Genomic DNA, 19190 nt, shown 5'->3' with positions numbered 1-19190 from the left:
GTGCAATCCTTTGACGTTTTCCTCAGTGCAGCCGCGCGGGCCGGTCGACTCCCGCTAAAGCGTCCAGCCGCCATCGATGACGTGGGCGACGCCGGTTGTGAACGAGCTCTCGTCACTGGCGAGGTAGACGGCGAGTGCGGCGATTTCCTCGGCGGTGCCGAGCCGGCCCATCGGCTGGCGCGCTACGAACATCTCGAGCCCGTTGGGGCCGGCGGTCGCCGCGCGCTGCAGCATCGAGGGTGTCTCGATGGTCCCCGGGCAAATGCAATTGCAGCGGATGCCCTTGGTGATGAAGTCGGCTGCGACCGAACGGGTCAGCGCCGCGACCGCCGCCTTGGTCGCGCTGTAGACGTAGCGGTTCGGCGCCGCCTTCACTGCGCCCGCGGCCGAGGCGATGTTGACGATCGCGCCGCTGCCCTGCGCGAGCATGCCGGGCAGGAAGGCGCGGGTGGTGCGGTGCATCGACTTGACGTTGAGGTCGAACGAGAAGTCCCATGTCTTGTCCGAGCATTCGAGCAGGGTGCCGTGATGCACGAAGCCGGCGGCATTGAGCAGGATGTCGGTCTTGCCGGCGCGCTTGGCCACCGCTTCAACGGCGGCGGTGTCGCGCACGTCGAGCTTGGCGACCTCGGCGACACCTTCGCTCTTGAGCAGCGCGAGCTTGCCTTCGTCGATGTCGGTCGCGAACACGCTCGCGCCCTCGCGGGCAAAGGCCAGTGCGCAGGCGCGGCCGATGCCGACTGCCGCGGCCGTGACGAATGCGCGTTTGCCCTTCAGGCGGTCTGACATTCTCTTTCCTTTCTGGTCATTCCGCGGCGCGCGCAGCGCGAGCCCGGAATCTCGAGATTCCGGGCTCGGCCCTGCGGACCGCCCCGGAATGACGGTGGTGATGGCTTAGTGGTTATCCCGGGCGACGCCGACCTTGCCGGCGATGTCCTGGTAGCGCGTCGCGAGTTCGAGGCAGGCGCCGGTCGATTGCTGGCCGACGGTCTGGCGGTAGAGCTCCTGCCACGGCGTCTGGTTGGCCGGGTAGGGGAAGCCGCCCTTGGCCTTCAGCTCGGCGCGGCGGGTGCGCAGCTCGTCCTCCGAGATCATGATGTTGGCAGAGCCCTTGTTGAGATCGATGCGCACCTTGTCGCCGGTCTTCAGGATCGCGAGCCCGCCATCGGCGGCGGCCTCGGGCGAAGCGTTGAGGATCGACGGCGAGCCCGAGGTGCCGGACTGCCGGCCGTCGCCGATGCAGGGCAGGGAGAGGATGCCGCGTTTGATCAGCGCCGCCGGCGGCTGCATGTTCACCACCTCGGCGCCGCCGGGATAGCCGATCGGGCCGGTGCCGCGGATGAACAGCACGCAGTGCTCGTCGATGCCGAGCGCGGGATCCTCGATCCGCTCGTGATAATCCTCCGGTCCCTCGAACACGATGGCGCGGCCCTCGAAAGCGTTGAGGTCCTTCGGGTTGGACAGATAGCGGTCGCGGAATTCCTTGGAGATGACGCTGGTCTTCATGATCGCGGAATCGAACAGATTGCCGCGCAGCACGATGAAGCCGGCGTCCTTCACCAGCGGTTTGTCGTAGCCCCAGATCACGTCGCCGTCGGGCGCGGGCGCATCCTTGCAGTTCTCGCCCATGCTGCGGCCGTTGACGGTGAGCGCGCCCTCGTGGATGCGCTTGTGCTTGATCAATTCGCGCACCACGGACGGCACGCCGCCGGCGCGGTGATATTCCTCGCCGAGATAGAAGCCGGCCGGCTGCATGTTGACCAGCAGCGGCACGTCGTGGCCGTATTTCTGCCAGTCATCGATCGACAGCTCGACGCCGACATGGCGCGCCAGTGCGTTGATGTGGATCGGCGCGTTGGTCGAGCCGCCGATCGCCGAGTTGACCACGATGCAGTTCTCGAATGCCTGGCGGGTCAGGAAGTCCGAGGGCTTGAGGTCCTCCCAGACCATGTCGACGATGCGCTTGCCGGTCTCGTAGGCGATCTGGCCGCGCTCGCGATAGGGCGCCGGGATCGCCGCGCAGCCCGGCAGCGAGAAGCCGAGCGCTTCCGCCAGCGAGTTCATGGTCGAGGCGGTGCCCATGGTGTTGCAATGACCGACCGACGGTGCGGACGAGGCCACGATCTCGATGAACTGCTCATAGTCGATCTCGCCCGCGGCGAGCCGCTCGCGCGCCTTCCACACCACGGTGCCGGAGCCGGTGCGCTGGCCTTCGTGCCAGCCGTTCAGCATCGGGCCGCCCGACAGTACGATCGCGGGCATATTGACGGTCGCCGCCGCCATCATGCAGGCCGGCGTGGTCTTGTCGCAGCCGGTGGTCAGCACCACGCCGTCGAGCGGATAGCCGAACAGCACCTCGACCAGGCTGAGATAGGCGAGGTTGCGGTCGAGCGCCGCGGTCGGCCGCTTGCCGGTTTCCTGGATCGGGTGGGTCGGAAACTCCATCGCGATGCCGCCGGCGGCGCGGATGCCCTCGCGGACCCGGTGCGCAAGCTCGAGGTGATGGCGGTTGCAGGGCGACAGGTCATTGCCGGTCTGGGCGATGCCGATGATCGGCTTGCCGGCCTGCAGCTCCTCGCGCGTCAGGCCGTAATTCAGGTAGCGCTCGAGATAGAGCGCGGTCATGCCCGGATTGTGCGGGTTGTTGAACCACTCCTGGGAGCGGAGCTTGCGGCCGCGGCCCCTGGTGTTCTGGCCCGCGCCGTCGTGCCCGTTGGTGTGGGGTTTTGTCATTGGTTTCTCCCGCAATGCGAAGTCGCATCGGCCCGTTCAAGGGCTCTGATTTCTGCCTGTTCTACCTCGCGCAAATCGTTGCGCATTACAAACCTGTTCGATCACGCACTGGTGTGCTGATTGAGGAATTGGACCTTAGTTGAACGACTTTGGTTGCGCTATCATTTTGTCATTTCCATTTCGTCTTGATGGGTTGCTGCCGGCGCATGTCAGACGCGTCGCGTCGAGCTTTGCCGCTCCATGACACTGAAGCCGAGATCGACCACGGGCTCGGCCGGGCGGCGTCCCGCCAGCGTCTCGAGCACCATCATGGCAGCGTTCCTGCCCATTTCGTAGCGGTTGGTGCGCACGCTGGTCAGCGTCGGCACGCTCGAGGCCATGAATTCGAGGTCGTTGAAGCCGACGATCGCCATCTGGTCGGGCACCACCATGTGCCGCCGCTTGCACTCGAACAGCGCGCCGAGCGCGAGGTCGTCATTGACGCAGAACACGGCCTCGATGTCCGGCGCCTTGGCGAGCAGGTCGGCGAACAGCGTGCCGCCGAGCGTCATCGAGGTCGGCACCGCCGTCGTGACGATGAGTCGTTCGTCGAACAGCCCGGCCTCGGTCATCGCGGAGCGGTAGCCTTCAAGCCGCCGCTGCACCCGCGGATCCATGCGCGCGCCGAGGAAGCCGATCCGGCGGTAGCCCTGGTCGAGCAGGTGGGCGATGGCGGCCCTTCCTGCGTCAAAATGCGAGAATCCGATCATCATGTCGACCGGGGCGGGGCCGATCTCCATGATCTGGACGATCGGACAGTCGACCGACTCCATGATGACGCGCGAATCCGCGGTCTGGTTGATGCCGGTGACGATCAGGCCGGCCGGCTTCTGTGCCAGAAACAGACGCAGCAGGCGTTCTTCCTGCAGGATGCTGTAGCGGGTGTTGGCGAGCTGGATGCTGTAGCGGCTGCCGTCGAGCGCGTCATAGATGCCGCGCAGCACGTCGGCGAACACGTTGTTGGTCAGGGACGGGATCAGGACACCGATCACCTCGGTGCGCTGCGAGGCGAGCGCCCGCGCGGCGAGGTTGGGGACATAGCCGAGTTCTTTTGCCGCACTTTCGACCCGCGCGCGCTTGCCGACGGAGAGGGCCTCGGGATTCCTGAAGAAGCGCGACGCCGTGATCGGGCTGACGCCGGCGAGTTTGGCGACCTCGGTCAGCCGGATCTTGCCTGGCGTGATGCGCTTTCGGGCCATTTGCCGCTCATATCACAGGCAGGCCGGCGGACAAACTGATATTGACAGCGCTACCAAGCCGTTGCTAATCGAACGATTGCCAAAACCGTGTAAACTGCGGACAATAACAACAGTCCAACAGTGCCGTGCGCGCAAGCGCGGCAGAAACAAAACAGAGCGGTCGCGGCATCCGTCGTACGCCGCCGGGAACTTGAGGGAGGGAAGTGGATGTCGTCGGTCCAGATTCGCGACGTGCGGAAATCGTTCGGCAATTTTGAGGTCCTGCACGGCGTGACGATCCCGATCGAGGACGGCGAGTTCGTCGTTCTGGTCGGCCCCTCCGGCTGCGGCAAGTCGACCCTGCTGCGTATGCTGGCCGGGCTCGAGAACATCACCTCCGGCACGATCTCGATCGGCGAACGCGTCGTCAACAATGTCCAGCCCAAGGAGCGCGACATTGCGATGGTGTTCCAGAACTATGCGCTCTACCCGCACATGACGGTTGCGGACAATATGGGCTTCTCGCTGAAGCTGCGCGGCGCCAAGGCCGAGGAGATCTCGACCGGCGTCAAGCGCGCCGCGGAAATCCTGGCACTGACGCCGCTGCTCGATCGTTATCCACGCCAGCTCTCCGGCGGCCAGCGCCAGCGCGTTGCGATGGGCCGCGCCATCGTCCGCGATCCGCAGGTGTTCCTGTTCGACGAGCCGCTCTCCAACCTCGACGCCAAGCTGCGCGTCGCGATGCGCACCGAGATCAAGGAACTGCATCAGCGGCTGCGCACCACCACGGTCTACGTCACCCACGACCAGATCGAGGCCATGACCATGGCCGACAAGATCGTGGTGATGCATGACGGCATCGTCGAGCAGATGGGCTCGCCGCTCGAGCTCTACGACAAGCCGGAGAACCAGTTCGTGGCCGGCTTCATCGGCTCGCCGGCGATGAATTTCCTCAAGGGCCAGGTCAAGGTCAACGGCGCCGCCTATTTCGAGGGGCCGAACGGCGTCAAGCTGCCGCTGGCATCGGCGCCGGCCAATTCCGACGGCAAGCCCGCGGTCTATGGCGTGCGTCCCGAGCATTTCACCATCGCCGATGACGGCGCGGAGGCGGAGATCGTGGTGGTCGAGCCGACCGGCTCGGAGACCCAGGTGTTCGCCAAGCTCGGCGGCGAGCAGGTCGTCGCCGTGTTCCGCGAGCGGCATCTGTTCAATCCCGGCGACAAGGTTCGGCTGAAGCCGGATCCGTCGCTGGTTCATCTGTTCGACGACTCGACGGGGAAGCGACTCAACAGCTGACTGATTGACTGCTGCAACGGCTGACCAACAAGCCGGGCTTCAAAAAAATAATAAAAACCATTCATAGGGAGGGAAGGACGATGCACGACTTGACTCGCCGCTCGCTGCTTCAGGGCGGCACTGCGCTGGCCGCAACCGGCATGCTCACCGGGCCCGCGCTGCTTGATTTTGCCAAGGCCTGGGCGCAGAGCGCGCCGTGGAAGGCCGAGCCCGGTGCCAAGCTCACCGTGATGCGCTGGAAGCGCTTCGTGCCGGCGGAAGACGATGCGTTCAATGCGATGGTCGCAGCCTTCAAGACGGCGACCGGCACCGAGATGAACGTGTTCAGCGAGTCGTTCGAGGACGTGCAGCCGAAGGCCTCCGTCGCCGCCAACACCGGCTCGGGCCTCGACCTCGCATGGGGCCTGCACACGCTGCCGCAGCTGTTCCCGACCAAGGTTCTCAAGATGAACGACGTTGCCGACTATCTCGGCAACAAATATGGCGGCTGGACCGACGCCGCGGCCAAGACCTGCAAGCAGGGCAATGACTGGCTCGGCATCCCCGTCGCCACCGTCGGCGGTTATCTGACCTATCGCAAGTCAGCGGTGGAGAAGGCGGGCTTCAAGCAGGTGCCGTCCGACTTCCCGGCCTATCTCGAGCTCTGCAAGGCGCTCAAGAAGAACAACACGCCGGCCGGCTTCGCGCTTGGCCACGCCACCGGCGACGCCAATGCCTGGGTGCACAACATCCTGTGGGGCTTCAACGCCTGGACCGTCGACAAGGACGACAAGGTCATCATCAACTCGCCGGAGACGATGAAGGCGCTGGACTACGCCAAGCAGCTGTCGGAGACCTTCATTCCCGGCGTCGCGTCCTGGAACGATTCCTCCAACAACAAGGCCTTCCTGTCGGGCGAATTGTACCTGACCTCGAACGGCATCTCGATCTATGTCGCGGCCAAGGACGACCCGAGCAAGAAGGAGCTCGCCGAGGACATCGGCCACGCGCTGTGGCCGGTCGGCCCGATCGGCAAGCCGACCGAGCTGCAGCTCGCGGTTCCGATCCTGGCCTTCAACTTCACCAAATATCCGAATGCGTCGAAGGCGTTCATCGCCTTCATGCTGGAGAAGGAAAACTTCGAGAAGTGGCTGTCCGGCGCGCGGGGTTATCTCACCCAGACGCTGAACGCCTACGACTCGGCGCCGGTATGGACCGCCGATCCGAACAATGCGGTGTTCGGCCAGGCCTCCAAGCGCGCGCTGCCGGCCTCCGGCATCGGCACGCCCGGCGAGAAGGCGGCGACCGCGATCGCCGACTTCATCGTGGTCGACATGTTCGCGAACTACTGCACCGGCGCCAAGGACGGCAAGGCCGCGATGGCCGAAGCCGAACGGCAGCTGAAGCGGATCTATCGCTGATGTGATCGGCGCGGGCGGCATACCGCCGCCCGCGCGCGATCATTGGAATGCCATCATTGGACTTTTGCGTAGTCATGCTCATCATATGAGCAATCGGGACATCGCCTATGGCTGACATCGCCCTTGCGCCGCGACGTGCGAAAACCGAAATCCGCGAAGCGACCGCCTGGGAGCAGCTGCGCCACAACAGGAACTGGCTCGGCTTCTGGTTCATGCTGCCGGCGTTGGCGTTCCTGATCTTCTTCCTGGCTTATCCGCTGGGGCTCGGGATCTGGCTGTCCTTCACCGACACCCGTATCGGCCGCGTCGGCCATTTCATCGGAACCGAGAACTATGAGTGGCTATGGGACGACGCCATCTTCTGGCTGTCGGTGTTCAACACGCTGATCTACACCTTCATCGCCAGCGCGATAAAATTCGCGGTCGGGCTCTATCTTGCGCTGCTGCTCAACGAGCGCATGCCGTTCAAGGCGCTGCTGCGCGCCGCGGTGCTGATCCCGTTCATCGTCCCGACCGTGCTGTCGGCGCTGGCGTTCTGGTGGATCTTCGACTCCCAGTTCTCGATCATCTCCTGGTCGCTGAAGCATCTCGGGCTGATCACCCAGAACATCAATTTCCTCGGCGACACCACGTGGGCTCGCATCTGCGTAATCTTCGCCAACATCTGGCGCGGCGTGCCGTTCGTGGCGATCACGCTGCTGGCGGGCCTGCAGACCGTGCAGCCGTCGCTCTATGAAGCGGCAACGCTCGACGGCGCCTCGCGGTGGCAGATGTTCCGCTTCATCACCTATCCGTTGCTGACGCCGATCATCGCCGTGGTGATGACCTTCTCGGTGCTGTTTACCTTTACCGACTTCCAGCTGATCTGGGCGATGACCCGCGGCGGCCCGGTCAACGCCACCCATTTGATGGCGACGCTGTCCTATCAGCGCGCGATCATCGCCGGCCAGCTCGGCGAGGGCGCCGCGATCTCGAGCGCGATGATCCCGTTCCTGCTCGCTGCGATCATGGTGTCCTGGTTCGGTCTGCAGCGCCGCAAGTGGCAACAGGGAGAGAGCAATGACTGATCCCTGCTGCGTCGCTTTTTTGTTGGCGCGAACGGGGCAGGCCCCGCGCGCGCAGGGAGAGAGCAATGACTGATCTTCCTGCTCAGAAAGTCGATCTCAAGTCCATCCTGTCGACGCCGGCGCGCGTCGACAACAGCGAGGGCATGAGCTACCTGCAGTCGGTGCCGCGACGGATCGTGACGCTGTACATCCCGCTGTCGATCATCGTCGTGATCCTGCTGTTCCCGTTCTATTGGATGGGGCTGACGGCGATCAAGCCGGACGAACAGCTGCTCGACCTCGACAAGTACAATCCGTTCTGGACCTGGAATCCGACCTTCAAGCACATCCACAAGCTCTTGTTCGAGAGCTACTATCCGCACTGGCTGTGGAACACGATGTATGTCGCGGTCGGCGCTACCGTGCTCTCGATCATCGCCAGCGTGCTCGCGGCCTATGCGATCGTGCGGCTGCGCTACAAGGGCGCCAATCTGGTCGGCGGTCTGATCTTCCTGGCCTACCTGGTGCCGCCGTCGATCCTGTTCATTCCGCTGGCGACCGTCGTGTTCCAGTACGGCCTGTTCGATTCGCCGCTGGCGCTGATCCTGACCTATCCGACCATCCTGATCCCGTTCTCGACTTGGCTGTTGATGGGCTACTTCAAGACCATCCCGTTCGAGCTCGAGGAATGCGCGCTGATCGACGGCGCCAGCCGCTGGCAGATCCTGATCAAGATCGTGCTGCCGCTCGCCATTCCCGGCCTGATCTCGGCCTTCATCTTCTGCTTCACGCTGTGCTGGAACGAGTTCATCTACGCGCTGACGTTCCTGCAATCGACCCCGAACAAGACGGTGCCGGTCGCCATCGTCAACGAGTTCGTTGACGGCGACATCTATCGCTGGGGTTCGCTGATGGCAGGGGCGCTATGCGGCTCGCTGCCGCTGGTTATTCTTTACGCCTTCTTCGTGGAGCATTATGTCTCGGCGATGACGGGCGCCGTGAAGGAATAGCGCGCAAGGCCCCGCGTCTGAATTCGAAGAAGAGAAGAAAAGGAGCAGGGTCGTGCACATTCTGATTCTGGGCGCCGCCGGCATGGTCGGCCGCAAGCTGACCGAACGCTTGCTGCGCGAGGGCCGGCTCGGCAACCGCGACATCGGCACGATGACCCTGCAGGACGTGGTCGAGCCGCAGAAGCCCGCGGGCGCGAAGATCCCGGTCAAGGTGGTCGCCTCCGATTTCGCCGATGCCGGCGCCGCCGCGCCGCTGATCGCCGAGCGCCCGGACGTCATCTTCCATCTCGCCGCGATCGTGTCGGGCGAGGCGGAGGCCGAGTTCGACAAGGGCTACCGCATCAACCTCGACGGTACCCGCTATCTGATCGACGCGATCCGCGCGGTCGGCGGCGGCTACAAGCCGCGCCTGGTGTTCACGTCCTCGATCGCGGTGTTCGGCGCGCCGTTCCCGGAAAAGATCGGCGACGAATTCTTCCACACGCCGCTGACCAGCTACGGCACCCAGAAGTCGATCTGCGAGCTCCTGATCAACGACTACACCCGCAAGGGCCTGCTCGACGGCATCAGCATTCGCCTGCCCACGATCTGCGTGCGGCCGGGCAAGCCGAACAAGGCGGCGTCCGGCTTCTTCTCCAACATCATCCGCGAACCGCTCGCCGGCGAGGAGGCGATCCTGCCGGTGTCCGAGGACGTGCGGCACTGGCACGCCTCGCCGAAATCGGCGGTCGGCTTCCTGGTCCACGCCGGCACGATGGACCTCAACGCGATGGGCCCGCGCCGCAATCTCAGCATGCCCGGAATGTCGGTCACCGTCGGCGAGCAGATCGCAGCGCTGGAGCGCGTCGCCGGCAAGAACGTCGTGGCGCGCATCAAGCGGGTGCCCGATCCGACCATCATCGGCATCGTCTCGGGCTGGCCGCGCGATTTCGTCGCCGACCGCGCGCTGAAGCTCGGCTTCACCACGGCCGAGAAGACCTTCGACGACATCATCCGTATCCACATCGAGGACGAGCTCGGCGGCAAATTCGCCGCCTGAGCGTGATCCGGCGAGCGCGGCACTTGAAATGACCCGGGTTGCCTGCATCGGCGAGTGTATGATCGAGCTGCGCCAGGGGCCCGGTGCGCAGCCCGGCGGTCTGTACTCGCGCGGCTACGGCGGCGACACGCTCAACACCGCGGTCTACCTGTCGCGGCTCGGCGTCGACGTCGATTACATCACCGCGCTCGGCGACGATGCGCTGAGCGACGAGATGATCGCTGGCTGGGCCGCGGAAGGCATCGGCACCAAGCGGGTCGCGCGGCTGCCCGGCAAGCTGCCGGGGCTCTACATGATCCAGACCGACGACAAGGGCGAGCGGCAGTTCTTCCACTGGCGCGACAGCGCGGCGGCGCGCAGCCTGATGGATCTGCCCGAGACGGATGTGATCCTCAACTCGCTCGCGACCTATGACCTCGTCTATCTCTCGGCCATCACGCTCTCGATCCTGCAAGAGGAGGGACGCGAGCGGCTGATGGCGGCGCTGACGCGGGCGCGGCTGCTCGGGACCCGGTTTGCGTTCGACACCAATTTCCGCGCCCGCGGCTGGCCCGACCTGAGCGTGGCACGGAAGGTATTCAGCAGTGCGTTCGAAACCGCCGATATCGTGCTCGCCTCTACCGAGGATCTGGGGCCGCTCTATCCCGGCGAGAGCAAGACCGCTCTGCTGGCCGGCATCTCCAGCCCCGAGGTGGTGCTGAAGCTCGCCCAACCCGTCTGCATCCTGCGCCATGCCGGCGGCTCGAGCGAGGTGAGGGCGGAGCCGCTGACGAAGCCGGTGGTCGATACCACGGCGGCCGGCGACAGCTTTGCCGCGGCCTACCTTGCCGCGCGGGTCGGCGGCGCCGAGCCGGAGGACGCGGCGCGCGCGGGCCACCGGCTTGCCGGCGTCGTCGTGTGCTATCCCGGCGCGATCATTCCACGCTACGCCATGCCGCCGAAGAAGACGCTGCGGCCGGCAAACTCCCGCAAGGCTTCGCAATGACCGAGACCGTGAAACAGCAGCACATGGCCGACCTGATCCGGCAAGCCGTCGTGATCCCGGTGCTGACCATCGAGCGGTTGGAGGACGCCGTGCCGCTCGCCAAGGCGCTGGTCGCCGGCGGCGTGCGCACGCTGGAGGTGACATTGCGCACCGCGGTCGCGGCCGAGGCGGCCAAGGCCGTCATTGCCGAGGTGCCGGAGGCCATCGTCGGGATCGGCACCATCCTCAACGGCGACGATCTGGCGCGCGCCGAGGCGCTCGGCGCCAAATTCGGTATCAGCCCCGGTGCGACGCCCGAGCTGCTGAAGGCCGCCGCGTCGAGCCGGCTGCCGTTCGCGCCGGGCATCGCGACTGCCTCCGAACTGATGCAGGCGCTGGCGTACGGCTTCGACGTCGTGAAATTCTTTCCGGCCGAGCAGGCCGGCGGTATCAAGGCACTGCGGGCGCTCGCCGGGCCGTTCCCGAACGTCAGGGTGTGCCCGACCGGCGGCATCGGTGAGGCCAACGCGGCAACCTGGCTCGCCGAGCCGAATGTGCTGGCGGTCGGCGGCTCCTGGCTGTGCCCGGCCGCCGATATCCGCGCCGGCAATTGGGCGGGCATAACCGCCATGTGCGCACAGGCGATGAAATCGCTGAAATCGGCCTGAAGGTGGGTTACATAACTCCCCGAACAGGAACAGGGAGATATGTCCATGACAGCCAGCATCGTCGGTTGGGCGCACACGCCTTTCGGTAAGTTCGACGCGGAGACCGTCGAGGGACTCGTCGTCAAGGTCGCCAACGAGGCGCTGGCTGATGCCGGGATTGCGGCCTCCGACGTCGACGAGATCATGCTCGGCCATTTCAACGCCGGCTTCTCGCCGCAGGATTTTACCGCCTCGCTGGTGCTGCAGGCCAATCCTGCGCTGCGCTTCAAGCCGACCACGCGCGTCGAGAACGCCTGCGCCACCGGTTCCGCCGCCGTGCACCAGGGCATTCGCGCCATCGAGGCCGGCGCCGCCAAGGTCGTGCTGGTGGTCGGCGTCGAGCAGATGACCCGGACGCCGGGCCCGGAGATCGGCAAGAACCTGCTGAAAGCGTCGTATCTGCCTGAGGACGGCGACACGGTCGGCGGCTTTGCCGGCGTGTTCGGCAAGATCGCGCAGGCCTATTTCCAGAAATACGGCGACCAGTCGGACGCGCTGGCGATGATCGCCGCCAAGAACCACAAGAACGGCGTCGCCAATCCCTATGCGCAGATGCGGAAGGATTTCGGCTTCGAGTTCTGCCGCGCCGAGAGCGAGAAGAACCCGTTCGTCGCCGGCCCGCTGAAGCGCACCGACTGCTCGCTGGTGTCCGACGGCGCCGCCGCGCTGGTGCTGACCGACGCCGAGACCGCGAAGACCATGGGCAAGGCGGTGAACATCCGCGCCACCGCGCATGCGCAGGATTTCCTGCCGATGTCGAAGCGCGACATCCTGCAGTTCGAAGGCTGCACCACGGCCTGGCAGCGCGCGCTGCAGAAGGCCGGCCTGCAGCTCTCCGACCTCTCCTTCGTCGAGACTCATGACTGCTTCACCGTCGCCGAGCTGATCGAATATGAAGCGATGGGCCTGACGCCGAAGGGGCAGGGCGCGCGCGCGGTCATGGAAGGCTGGACCCAGAAGGACGGCAAGCTGCCGGTCAATCCGTCCGGCGGCCTCAAGGCCAAGGGCCATCCGATCGGCGCCACCGGCGTCTCGATGCACGTCATGACCGCGATGCAGCTCACCGGGCAGGCGCCTGAGGGCATGCAGCTCAAGGACGCGCAGATCGGCGGCATCTTCAACATGGGCGGCGCCGCCGTCGCCAACTACGTCTCGATCCTCGAGCCGGCGAAGTAGTGAACATTGCCGAATGGCTGGCAGCGACGGCGCGGGCGCGTCCCGACGCACCGGCGCTGCTGACCGGCTTCGACCTCGACGCCGACTACGCGACTTTCGCCCGCCGCGCCGCCTCGATCGGGGCGGCGCTGGCGCGTGATCACGGTATCGGCGCCGGCGACCGCGTCGCGCTGTTCGCGTCGAACTGCACGCAATATCTCGAATGCCTGTACGGCATCTGGTGGATCGGCGCCGCGGCGATCCCGATCAACGCAAAGCTGCACGGCCGCGAGGCGGCGTGGATTTGCGGCAATGGCGGCGCCAAGCTCGCCTTCGTGTCCGATGACACGATCGGCGCGCTGACCGAAGCCGGCGACGATAGTCCCGCCGGCATGACGATGCTGTCGGTCGACAGCGATGCGTACAACACCATGCGAAACGGCGAGGGCGTGCCGTCGCCGCTGCCGCGCGAGACCGATGATCTCGCCTGGCTGTTCTACACCTCGGGCACGACAGGCCGGCCCAAGGGCGTGATGCTCAGCCACGGCAATCTGCTTGCCATGTCGCTGTGCTATCTCGCCGACGTCGATCCGGCGACGCCGAGCGACGCCTCGCTCTACGCCGCGCCGATTTCGCACGGCGCTGGCCTCTACAATTTCCCGCATGTCCGGATGGGCGGCCGGCACGTGGTGCCGGATTCCGGCGGCTTCGATCCGGACGAGGTGCTCAATCTCGGCCGCCAGCTCGACAATGTCGTGATGTTCGCCGCGCCTACCATGGTGCGCCGGCTGGTCGACGCCGCGAAGAAACGCGGCGTGAACGGCGAGGGGCTGCGCACCATCATCTATGGCGGCGGGCCGATGTATACGGCCGACATCAAGGACGCGATCGCGACCATGGGCCAGCGCTTCGTGCAGATCTATGGCCAGGGCGAGTCGCCGATGACCATCACCGCGCTGTCGCGCGACTGGCACCGCCGCAGCGATCACCCGCGCTATCTGGAACGGCTGGCTTCGGTCGGCACGGCGCAGAGCGTGGTCACCGTGCGGATCACGGACAAGGACGGCAGGCCCTTGCCGGCAGGCGAGGCCGGCGAGATCGAGGTCAAGGGCGCAACCGTGATGCTCGGCTACTGGAATAATCCGAAGGCCAATGCGGAGACGCTGAAGGACGGCTGGCTGCGCACCGGCGATGTCGGCCGGCTCGACGCGAACGGTTTTCTGACGCTGTCGGACCGCTCCAAGGACGTCATCATCTCCGGCGGCACCAACATCTATCCGCGCGAGGTCGAGGAAGCACTGCTGACCCATCCCGACGTCCGCGAGGTTTCGGCCATCGGTGTGCCGGATCCGGAATGGGGCGAGATCGTCGTCGCCTGCATCGTTCTGGAGCAGGGCGCGAGCGCCGACGACGGCAAGCTCGACGCGCATTGCCTCGGCTCGATCGCTCGGTTCAAGCGGCCGAAGCAGTATGTCTATCTCGATGCATTGCCGAAGAACAATTACGGCAAGGTGCTGAAAACCACGCTGCGCGAGATGATGGCGAAGGGATAGGCCGCAGAGCCCGGCCGCGCTAGTCTTGCGAATGCCTGCCACCCGGAGAATGGACCATGGGTATCGAAACCTCGCTGTCGCTGTCCGAACTGAACGATCGCATCGCGATCCTGCGGGACAATATCAGGCAGCTGATCGAGCAGGCCGCGGGTGCCTCCGGAGCCGAAGTCGAGGAGCGGATCTCCGAACGCCTCGAGCAGCAGAACGCGGAGCTGGAGAAGTTGCTGAACGCGCGCGAGGCGATGACGGGCGGCGGGTAGTGCCGTAGGTCAGTAATCAGCACGGGGTGCCGCCGTTGCGGCAGGCTATGCATCGGAAAACGAGTCCGTCGAATGGTGCAACTTTAGATTGTGATTTCCGAATGTTTGCGCTTTACTCTCCTTGCCGGCGTTTGCCGGTATTTTGAGGGGAGTGTTTCATGGCGAGTAATTCCGACGAAGGCGAATTCAAAGCCTGGCTCGACAAGATGCCGGGCGCGGACAACACCTTGCATGTGACGGGCAGCGTCACCGTCCCGACTGGCGGATACAGGGTGTCGCTCGTCGAGGCGGTGCCGCAAGGGATCAACCCGAAGATACTGATCCTGGAGGTGAAGAAGGTGCCGCCGACCGGTGCCGTCATCCAGGTGATTACTCACGTCCCCGTCCGATACGACAAGCCGCGCAGTCCGGAATATACCGACGTGACGATCCGCGGCGACGGCGACGAATTCACCATTCCGGTGGAGATTGTCCAATAATCCATGCCACCGCGATTCCTGGCGGGCGGAGCGCGCAGGCGCTCTGCCCGCGCGGATTGCGGGAGCCGGAATGCCGGCCGGAACAATCTGATCGTGGACGTTCTGCGCATGCGGCCATACCCCGGCCGCCCTTGATCTTCCCGAAGGCCTCCCGTTACTAGGTCCATAACCAGAACCATTCGGGAGCGAACAGGACGATGGGACCTCTGCAGGGCATCAAAGTCGTTGATATGACGACCGTGCTGATGGGACCCTATGCGACCCAGATGCTGGGCGACTACGGCGCCGACGTCATCAAGGTGGAGTCGCCCGACGGCGACGTGACCCGGCAGATCGGGCCGACGCGGCATCCCGGCATGGGGCCGGTGTTCCTCAACACCAACCGCAGCAAGCGCTCGGTCTGTCTCGACCTGAAGAAGCCGGCGGGGCGCGAGGCCGTGCTGCGGCTGATCGCGAAGGCCGACGTGCTGGTCTACAACGTCCGCCCGCAGGCGATGGCGCGGCTGCAACTCGGCTACGATGTGGTCGCGCAGATCAATCCGCGCCTGATCTATGCCGGCGTGTTCGGCTTCGGCCAGGCGGGACCGTATGCCGCAAAGCCGGCCTATGACGATCTGATCCAGGGCGCCACCGCGCTGCCGGCGCTGATGGCGCAAACCGCGGATGGCGTGCCGCGCTACGTGCCGAACGCGCTGGTCGACCGCATCGTCGGCCTCACTGCCGTCGGCGCGATCTGCGCCAGCCTCGTGCATCGCGACCGCACCGGGCAGGGCCAGCGCGTCGACATTCCGATGTTCGAGACCATGGCCGGCTTCGTCATGGGCGACCACATGGGCGGGCTGACCTACGACCCGCCGCTCGACAAGGGCGGCTACGCGCGGCACCTGTCGCCGGACCGGCGGCCGTACAAGACGCTGGACGGCTACATCTGCGTGATCGTCTACAACGACAAGCAGTGGGAGAATTTCTTCAAGGCCACCGGCCGCGACGACCTGCGCAGCGATCCGAAATTCTCGACCTTCGCCGGCCGCGCCAACAATATCGACGTCGTCTACGCCGAGCTCGCGCGCATCCTGCAGACCAAAACCACGGCCGAGTGGAACGAGATTCTGGAAAAGGCCGACGTGCCGGTCATGCCGATGCACGATCTCGAAAGCCTGCTGCAGGATCCGCATATGGTCGCGACCGGCATGTTTCCCGTCGTCGAGCACCCGACCGAGGGCCGCATCCGCAGCATGAAGGCGTCCGCACGCTGGTCGGAGACCGAGGTGGAGCCGAGCCGGCTGGCGCCGCGGCTCGGCGAGCACAGCGCGGAGATCTTGCGGGAGGCCGGTTTCTCCGACGACGAGATCGCGGCGATGGTCCGCGACGGTGTCGTCAAGTCCGCTGCCGGCGCGTAAAGTTACGGCATAGGAGCACGACAGATGGATTTTGCACTCTCGGCCAACCAGGAATCGATCCGCGATGCCGTCGCCAAGATCTGCACGCGTTTCGACGACACCTACTGGCTGAAGAAGGACAAGGAGGGCGGTTTCCCGGCCGACTTCCACCGCGCGCTGGCGGACGCCGGCTGGCTCGGCATCTGCATCCCCGAGGAATACGGCGGCGCCGGTCTCGGCATCACCGATGCGGCGATCATGATGCGCACGATTTCCGAATCCGGCGCCGGGATGTCCGGCGCCTCCGCCGTGCACATGAACGTGTTCGGGCTCAATCCGGTCGTCGTGTTCGGCACCAAGGAACAGTGCCAGCGCATGCTGCCGCCGATCATCGACGGCCGCGACAAGTCCTGCTTTGCCGTTACCGAGCCGAACACCGGCCTCAATACCACCCAGCTCAAGACCCGCGCGGTGCGCCAGGGCGACAAATACATCGTCAACGGCCAGAAGGTGTGGATCTCGACCGCGCAGGTCGCCAACAAGATCCTGCTGCTGGCGCGCACCACGCCGCTGGAAGAGGTGCGGAGCCCGACCCACGGCCTCAGCCTGTTCTACACTGACTTCGACCGCAAGCGCGTCACCGTGCACGAGATCGAGAAGATGGGCCGCAAGCCCGTCGATTCCAACGAGCTGTTCTTCGAGAACTTCGAGATCCCGGTCGAGGACCGCATCGGCGAGGAAGGTCGCGGCTTCGAATACATCCTGCACGGCATGAACCCCGAGCGCATCCTGATCGCCGCGGAAGCCGTCGGCCTCGGCCAGATCGCGCTGAAGAAGGCGTCGGACTACGCCAAGGGCCGCATCGTGTTCAACCGCCCGATCGGCATGAACCAGGCGATCCAGCATCCGCTGGCGAAATGCTGGATGGAGCTCGAGGCCGCCTGGCTGATGGTGCTGCGCGCGGGCTGGCAATACGACCAGAACCTGCCCTGCGGTCCGGCGGCGAACGCGGCAAAATATCTCGCGGCGGAAGCCGGCTTCCATGCCTGCGAGCAGGCGGTGATGACCCATGGCGGCTTCGGCTACGCCAAGGAGTACCATGTCGAGCGCTACTTAAGGGAATCGCTGATCCCGCGCATCGCCCCGATCAGCCCGCAGCTGATCCTCAGCTTCATCGGCGAGAAGGTGCTCGGCCTTCCGAAGTCGTATTGATGATGGTTGTAGCACCATGAGCTTCGTCACCGGCGTCGGCCTCACGTCTTATGGCAAGCACGAGGGTCTGTCCTCGCTCGACCTGATGAGCAAGGCGGCCGAGCTTGCGATCGCCGATGCCGGGCTGAAGCGCGCCGACATCGACGGCATCCTCTGCGGCTATTCCACGGTGTCGCCGCACATCATGCTCGCCACCGTGTTCGCCGAGCATTTCGGCATCCGCCCCGCCTATGCCCATGCCGTGCAGGTCGGCGGCGCCACCGGGCTTGCGATGACCATGCTGGCGCATCACCTCGTCGATGCCGGGGTCGCCAAACACGTGCTGGTGGTCGGCGGCGAGAACCGGCTCACCGGGCAGAGTCGTGATGCCTCGATCCAGGCGCTGGCCCAGGTCGGCCATCCCGATTACGAGGTGACGCTCGGCCCGACCATCCCGGCCTATTACGGCCTGGTCGCGACCCGCTACATGCATGAATACGGCCTCACGCAGGAGGACCTTGCCGAGTTCGCCGTGCTGATGCGCAAGCACTCGCTGACGCATCCCGGCGCGCAGTTCCACGATCCGATCACGGTGGCCGACGTGATGGCCTCCAAGCCGGTGGCGATGCCGCTGAAACTGCTCGACTGCTGTCCGGTGTCCGACGGCGGCGCGGCCTGCGTGATCAGCCGCGAGCCGACCGGCGAGAAGCAGGTCCGCGTGCGCGGCTGCGCCCAGGCGCACACGCATCAGCACATTACGGCGGCGCCGGCGTTGAGCGAGCTTGGCGCCGAGATTTCGATCGCCAAGGCGAAGCAAGCCTCGGGGATCGCGATCCCGGACGTGCGTTACGCGGCGGTCTACGACAGCTTCACGATCACGCTCGCGATGCTGCTTGAGGATCTCGGTCTCGCCGAGCGTGGCGAGGCGGCGGCGCGCGTGCGCGCCGGCTATTTCAACGGCGATGGCGAGATGCCGCTCAACACGCATGGCGGATTGCTCAGCTACGGCCATTGCGGCGTCGGCGGCGCGATGGCGCATCTGGTCGAGACCCATCTGCAGATGACCGGCCGCGCCGAGAACCGTCAGGTCCGCGACGCCTCGGTTGCGCTGCTGCATGGCGACGGCGGCGTGCTGTCGTCGCATGTCAGCATGTTCCTGGAGCGCGTGCGATGAGCGGAATGATCGCCGACTGGACCAAGGGCGCGGAAGCCATCGTCTACCAGACCTGCAACGCCTGCGGCGCGCGGCAATATTTCCGCCGCAGCTTCTGCGCTGCCTGCGGCGCGGCCGAGCTCGCCGAGCACCGCGCCAGCGGGGCAGGGACGGTCTATGCGACCTCGCTGGTGTGCCGCGCAGCGACGCCGGAGACGCGGGCGCATGTGCCCTACAACATCGTGCTGGTCGATACCGACGAGGGCTTTCGCATGATGGCACATGGCGACAACGATCTTGCTATCGGCGACAAGGTCGCTGCGCGTTTCACGCAATTCGCGGGACGGCTGGTGCCGTATTTCGCAAAGGTGAAATAGCCGAAACGGTTGCGAGCCATCCGGCCGGCGCAAGGCGCGGCCGGATGGCAGGCTGCGCGAAGCAATCCATGACTGAACGGGGGAGCATGGATCGCCTCGCCGCGTCAGCGCAGAATTGCCTGGCAATTCTGTCGCTGAACTCTTGCAATGACGGAATTTACGCGTAACCGGGCGGCCGTCACCGCCAATAGAGCACGACGCTGGCGATGACGAGCATTGCCGTCACCGCCA

At 65.4% G+C, this 19190-nt stretch carries 18 protein-coding genes; 15 read left to right on the top strand and 3 right to left on the bottom strand.

All coding sequences use genetic code 11. The features are described from left to right. Positions 1 to 54: 54 nt before the first annotated feature. The 3 genes from JQ633_RS20530 to JQ633_RS20520 all read right to left on the bottom strand — a co-directional run bounded on the left by JQ633_RS20530 (position 55) and on the right by JQ633_RS20520 (position 3971). Positions 55 to 789: an SDR family oxidoreductase gene (locus tag JQ633_RS20530; protein WP_211986910.1), complete on the bottom strand. Its 735-nt coding sequence runs from the start codon at positions 787 to 789 to the stop codon at positions 55 to 57. Between the two features lie 105 nt (positions 790 to 894). Further along, positions 895 to 2733: an IlvD/Edd family dehydratase gene (locus JQ633_RS20525; RefSeq protein ID WP_211986909.1), complete on the bottom strand. Its 1839-nt coding sequence runs from the start codon at positions 2731 to 2733 to the stop codon at positions 895 to 897. A gap of 209 nt (positions 2734 to 2942) precedes the next feature. Continuing rightward, positions 2943 to 3971, bottom strand: a complete 1029-nt coding sequence (locus JQ633_RS20520; protein WP_211986908.1) for a LacI family DNA-binding transcriptional regulator — start codon at positions 3969 to 3971, stop codon at positions 2943 to 2945. Positions 3972 to 4178: 207 nt separating this feature from the next. On the opposite strand from JQ633_RS20520, the gene JQ633_RS20515 reads away from it, so the two are divergent. The 15 genes from JQ633_RS20515 (at position 4179) to JQ633_RS20445 (ending at position 18959) form a co-directional block, all read left to right on the top strand. Then, positions 4179 to 5246, top strand: coding sequence for an ABC transporter ATP-binding protein (locus JQ633_RS20515; RefSeq protein ID WP_211986907.1), 1068 nt, complete (start codon positions 4179 to 4181; stop codon positions 5244 to 5246). 80 nt (positions 5247 to 5326) lie between these two features. Continuing rightward, positions 5327 to 6646 (top strand): ABC transporter substrate-binding protein, encoded by a 1320-nt coding sequence (locus JQ633_RS20510; RefSeq protein ID WP_211986906.1) that lies wholly within the window; start codon positions 5327 to 5329, stop codon positions 6644 to 6646. A 107-nt stretch (positions 6647 to 6753) separates the two neighbouring features. After that, complete coding sequence (locus JQ633_RS20505) at positions 6754 to 7713, top strand: carbohydrate ABC transporter permease (protein WP_211986905.1); 960 nt, start codon at positions 6754 to 6756, stop codon at positions 7711 to 7713. Between the two features lie 65 nt (positions 7714 to 7778). Further along, entirely contained in the window at positions 7779 to 8702 is a 924-nt protein-coding gene (locus JQ633_RS20500) for a carbohydrate ABC transporter permease (protein WP_211986904.1), read from the top strand. Positions 8703 to 8754: 52 nt separating this feature from the next. Beyond that, entirely contained in the window at positions 8755 to 9741 is a 987-nt protein-coding gene (gene denD, locus JQ633_RS20495; RefSeq protein WP_211986903.1) for a D-erythronate dehydrogenase, read from the top strand. Between the two features lie 28 nt (positions 9742 to 9769). After that, positions 9770 to 10726, top strand: coding sequence for a sugar kinase (locus JQ633_RS20490; RefSeq protein WP_211986902.1), 957 nt, complete (start codon positions 9770 to 9772; stop codon positions 10724 to 10726). Next, complete coding sequence (eda, locus tag JQ633_RS20485) at positions 10723 to 11373, top strand: bifunctional 4-hydroxy-2-oxoglutarate aldolase/2-dehydro-3-deoxy-phosphogluconate aldolase (RefSeq protein ID WP_211986901.1); 651 nt, start codon at positions 10723 to 10725, stop codon at positions 11371 to 11373. Before JQ633_RS20490 ends, eda begins: the two co-directional genes overlap by 4 nt. Positions 11374 to 11418: 45 nt before the next feature. Beyond that, positions 11419 to 12588 carry an acetyl-CoA acetyltransferase gene (locus JQ633_RS20480; protein WP_211986900.1) on the top strand — a complete coding sequence of 390 codons (1170 nt, stop codon included), beginning with the start codon at positions 11419 to 11421 and terminating at the stop codon, positions 12586 to 12588. Beyond that, positions 12588 to 14120: a class I adenylate-forming enzyme family protein gene (locus JQ633_RS20475; RefSeq protein WP_211986899.1), complete on the top strand. Its 1533-nt coding sequence runs from the start codon at positions 12588 to 12590 to the stop codon at positions 14118 to 14120. Before JQ633_RS20480 ends, JQ633_RS20475 begins: the two co-directional genes overlap by 1 nt. Positions 14121 to 14176: 56 nt before the next feature. Then, positions 14177 to 14380 carry a hypothetical protein gene (locus JQ633_RS20470; RefSeq protein WP_211986898.1) on the top strand — a complete coding sequence of 68 codons (204 nt, stop codon included), beginning with the start codon at positions 14177 to 14179 and terminating at the stop codon, positions 14378 to 14380. 158 nt (positions 14381 to 14538) lie between these two features. Then, on the top strand, positions 14539 to 14859 hold the full coding sequence (locus JQ633_RS20465; protein WP_211986897.1) for a hypothetical protein: 321 nt from the start codon (positions 14539 to 14541) through the stop codon (positions 14857 to 14859). Between the two features lie 197 nt (positions 14860 to 15056). Beyond that, positions 15057 to 16259, top strand: coding sequence for a CaiB/BaiF CoA transferase family protein (locus JQ633_RS20460; RefSeq protein ID WP_211986896.1), 1203 nt, complete (start codon positions 15057 to 15059; stop codon positions 16257 to 16259). Between the two features lie 24 nt (positions 16260 to 16283). Continuing rightward, complete coding sequence (locus tag JQ633_RS20455; RefSeq protein ID WP_211986895.1) at positions 16284 to 17450, top strand: acyl-CoA dehydrogenase family protein; 1167 nt, start codon at positions 16284 to 16286, stop codon at positions 17448 to 17450. Between the two features lie 16 nt (positions 17451 to 17466). Beyond that, positions 17467 to 18603, top strand: a complete 1137-nt coding sequence (locus JQ633_RS20450) for a thiolase family protein (RefSeq protein WP_211986894.1) — start codon at positions 17467 to 17469, stop codon at positions 18601 to 18603. Beyond that, positions 18600 to 18959, top strand: a complete 360-nt coding sequence (locus tag JQ633_RS20445; RefSeq protein WP_211986893.1) for a Zn-ribbon domain-containing OB-fold protein — start codon at positions 18600 to 18602, stop codon at positions 18957 to 18959. Before JQ633_RS20450 ends, JQ633_RS20445 begins: the two co-directional genes overlap by 4 nt. Positions 18960 to 19190 lie beyond the last annotated feature (231 nt).

Origin of the sequence: Bradyrhizobium tropiciagri (genome assembly GCF_018130505.1) — a bacterium.
Taxonomy (GTDB): Bacteria; Pseudomonadota; Alphaproteobacteria; order Rhizobiales; family Xanthobacteraceae; genus Bradyrhizobium; species Bradyrhizobium tropiciagri_B.
This window is presented reverse-complemented; position numbering and strand designations above follow the sequence as displayed.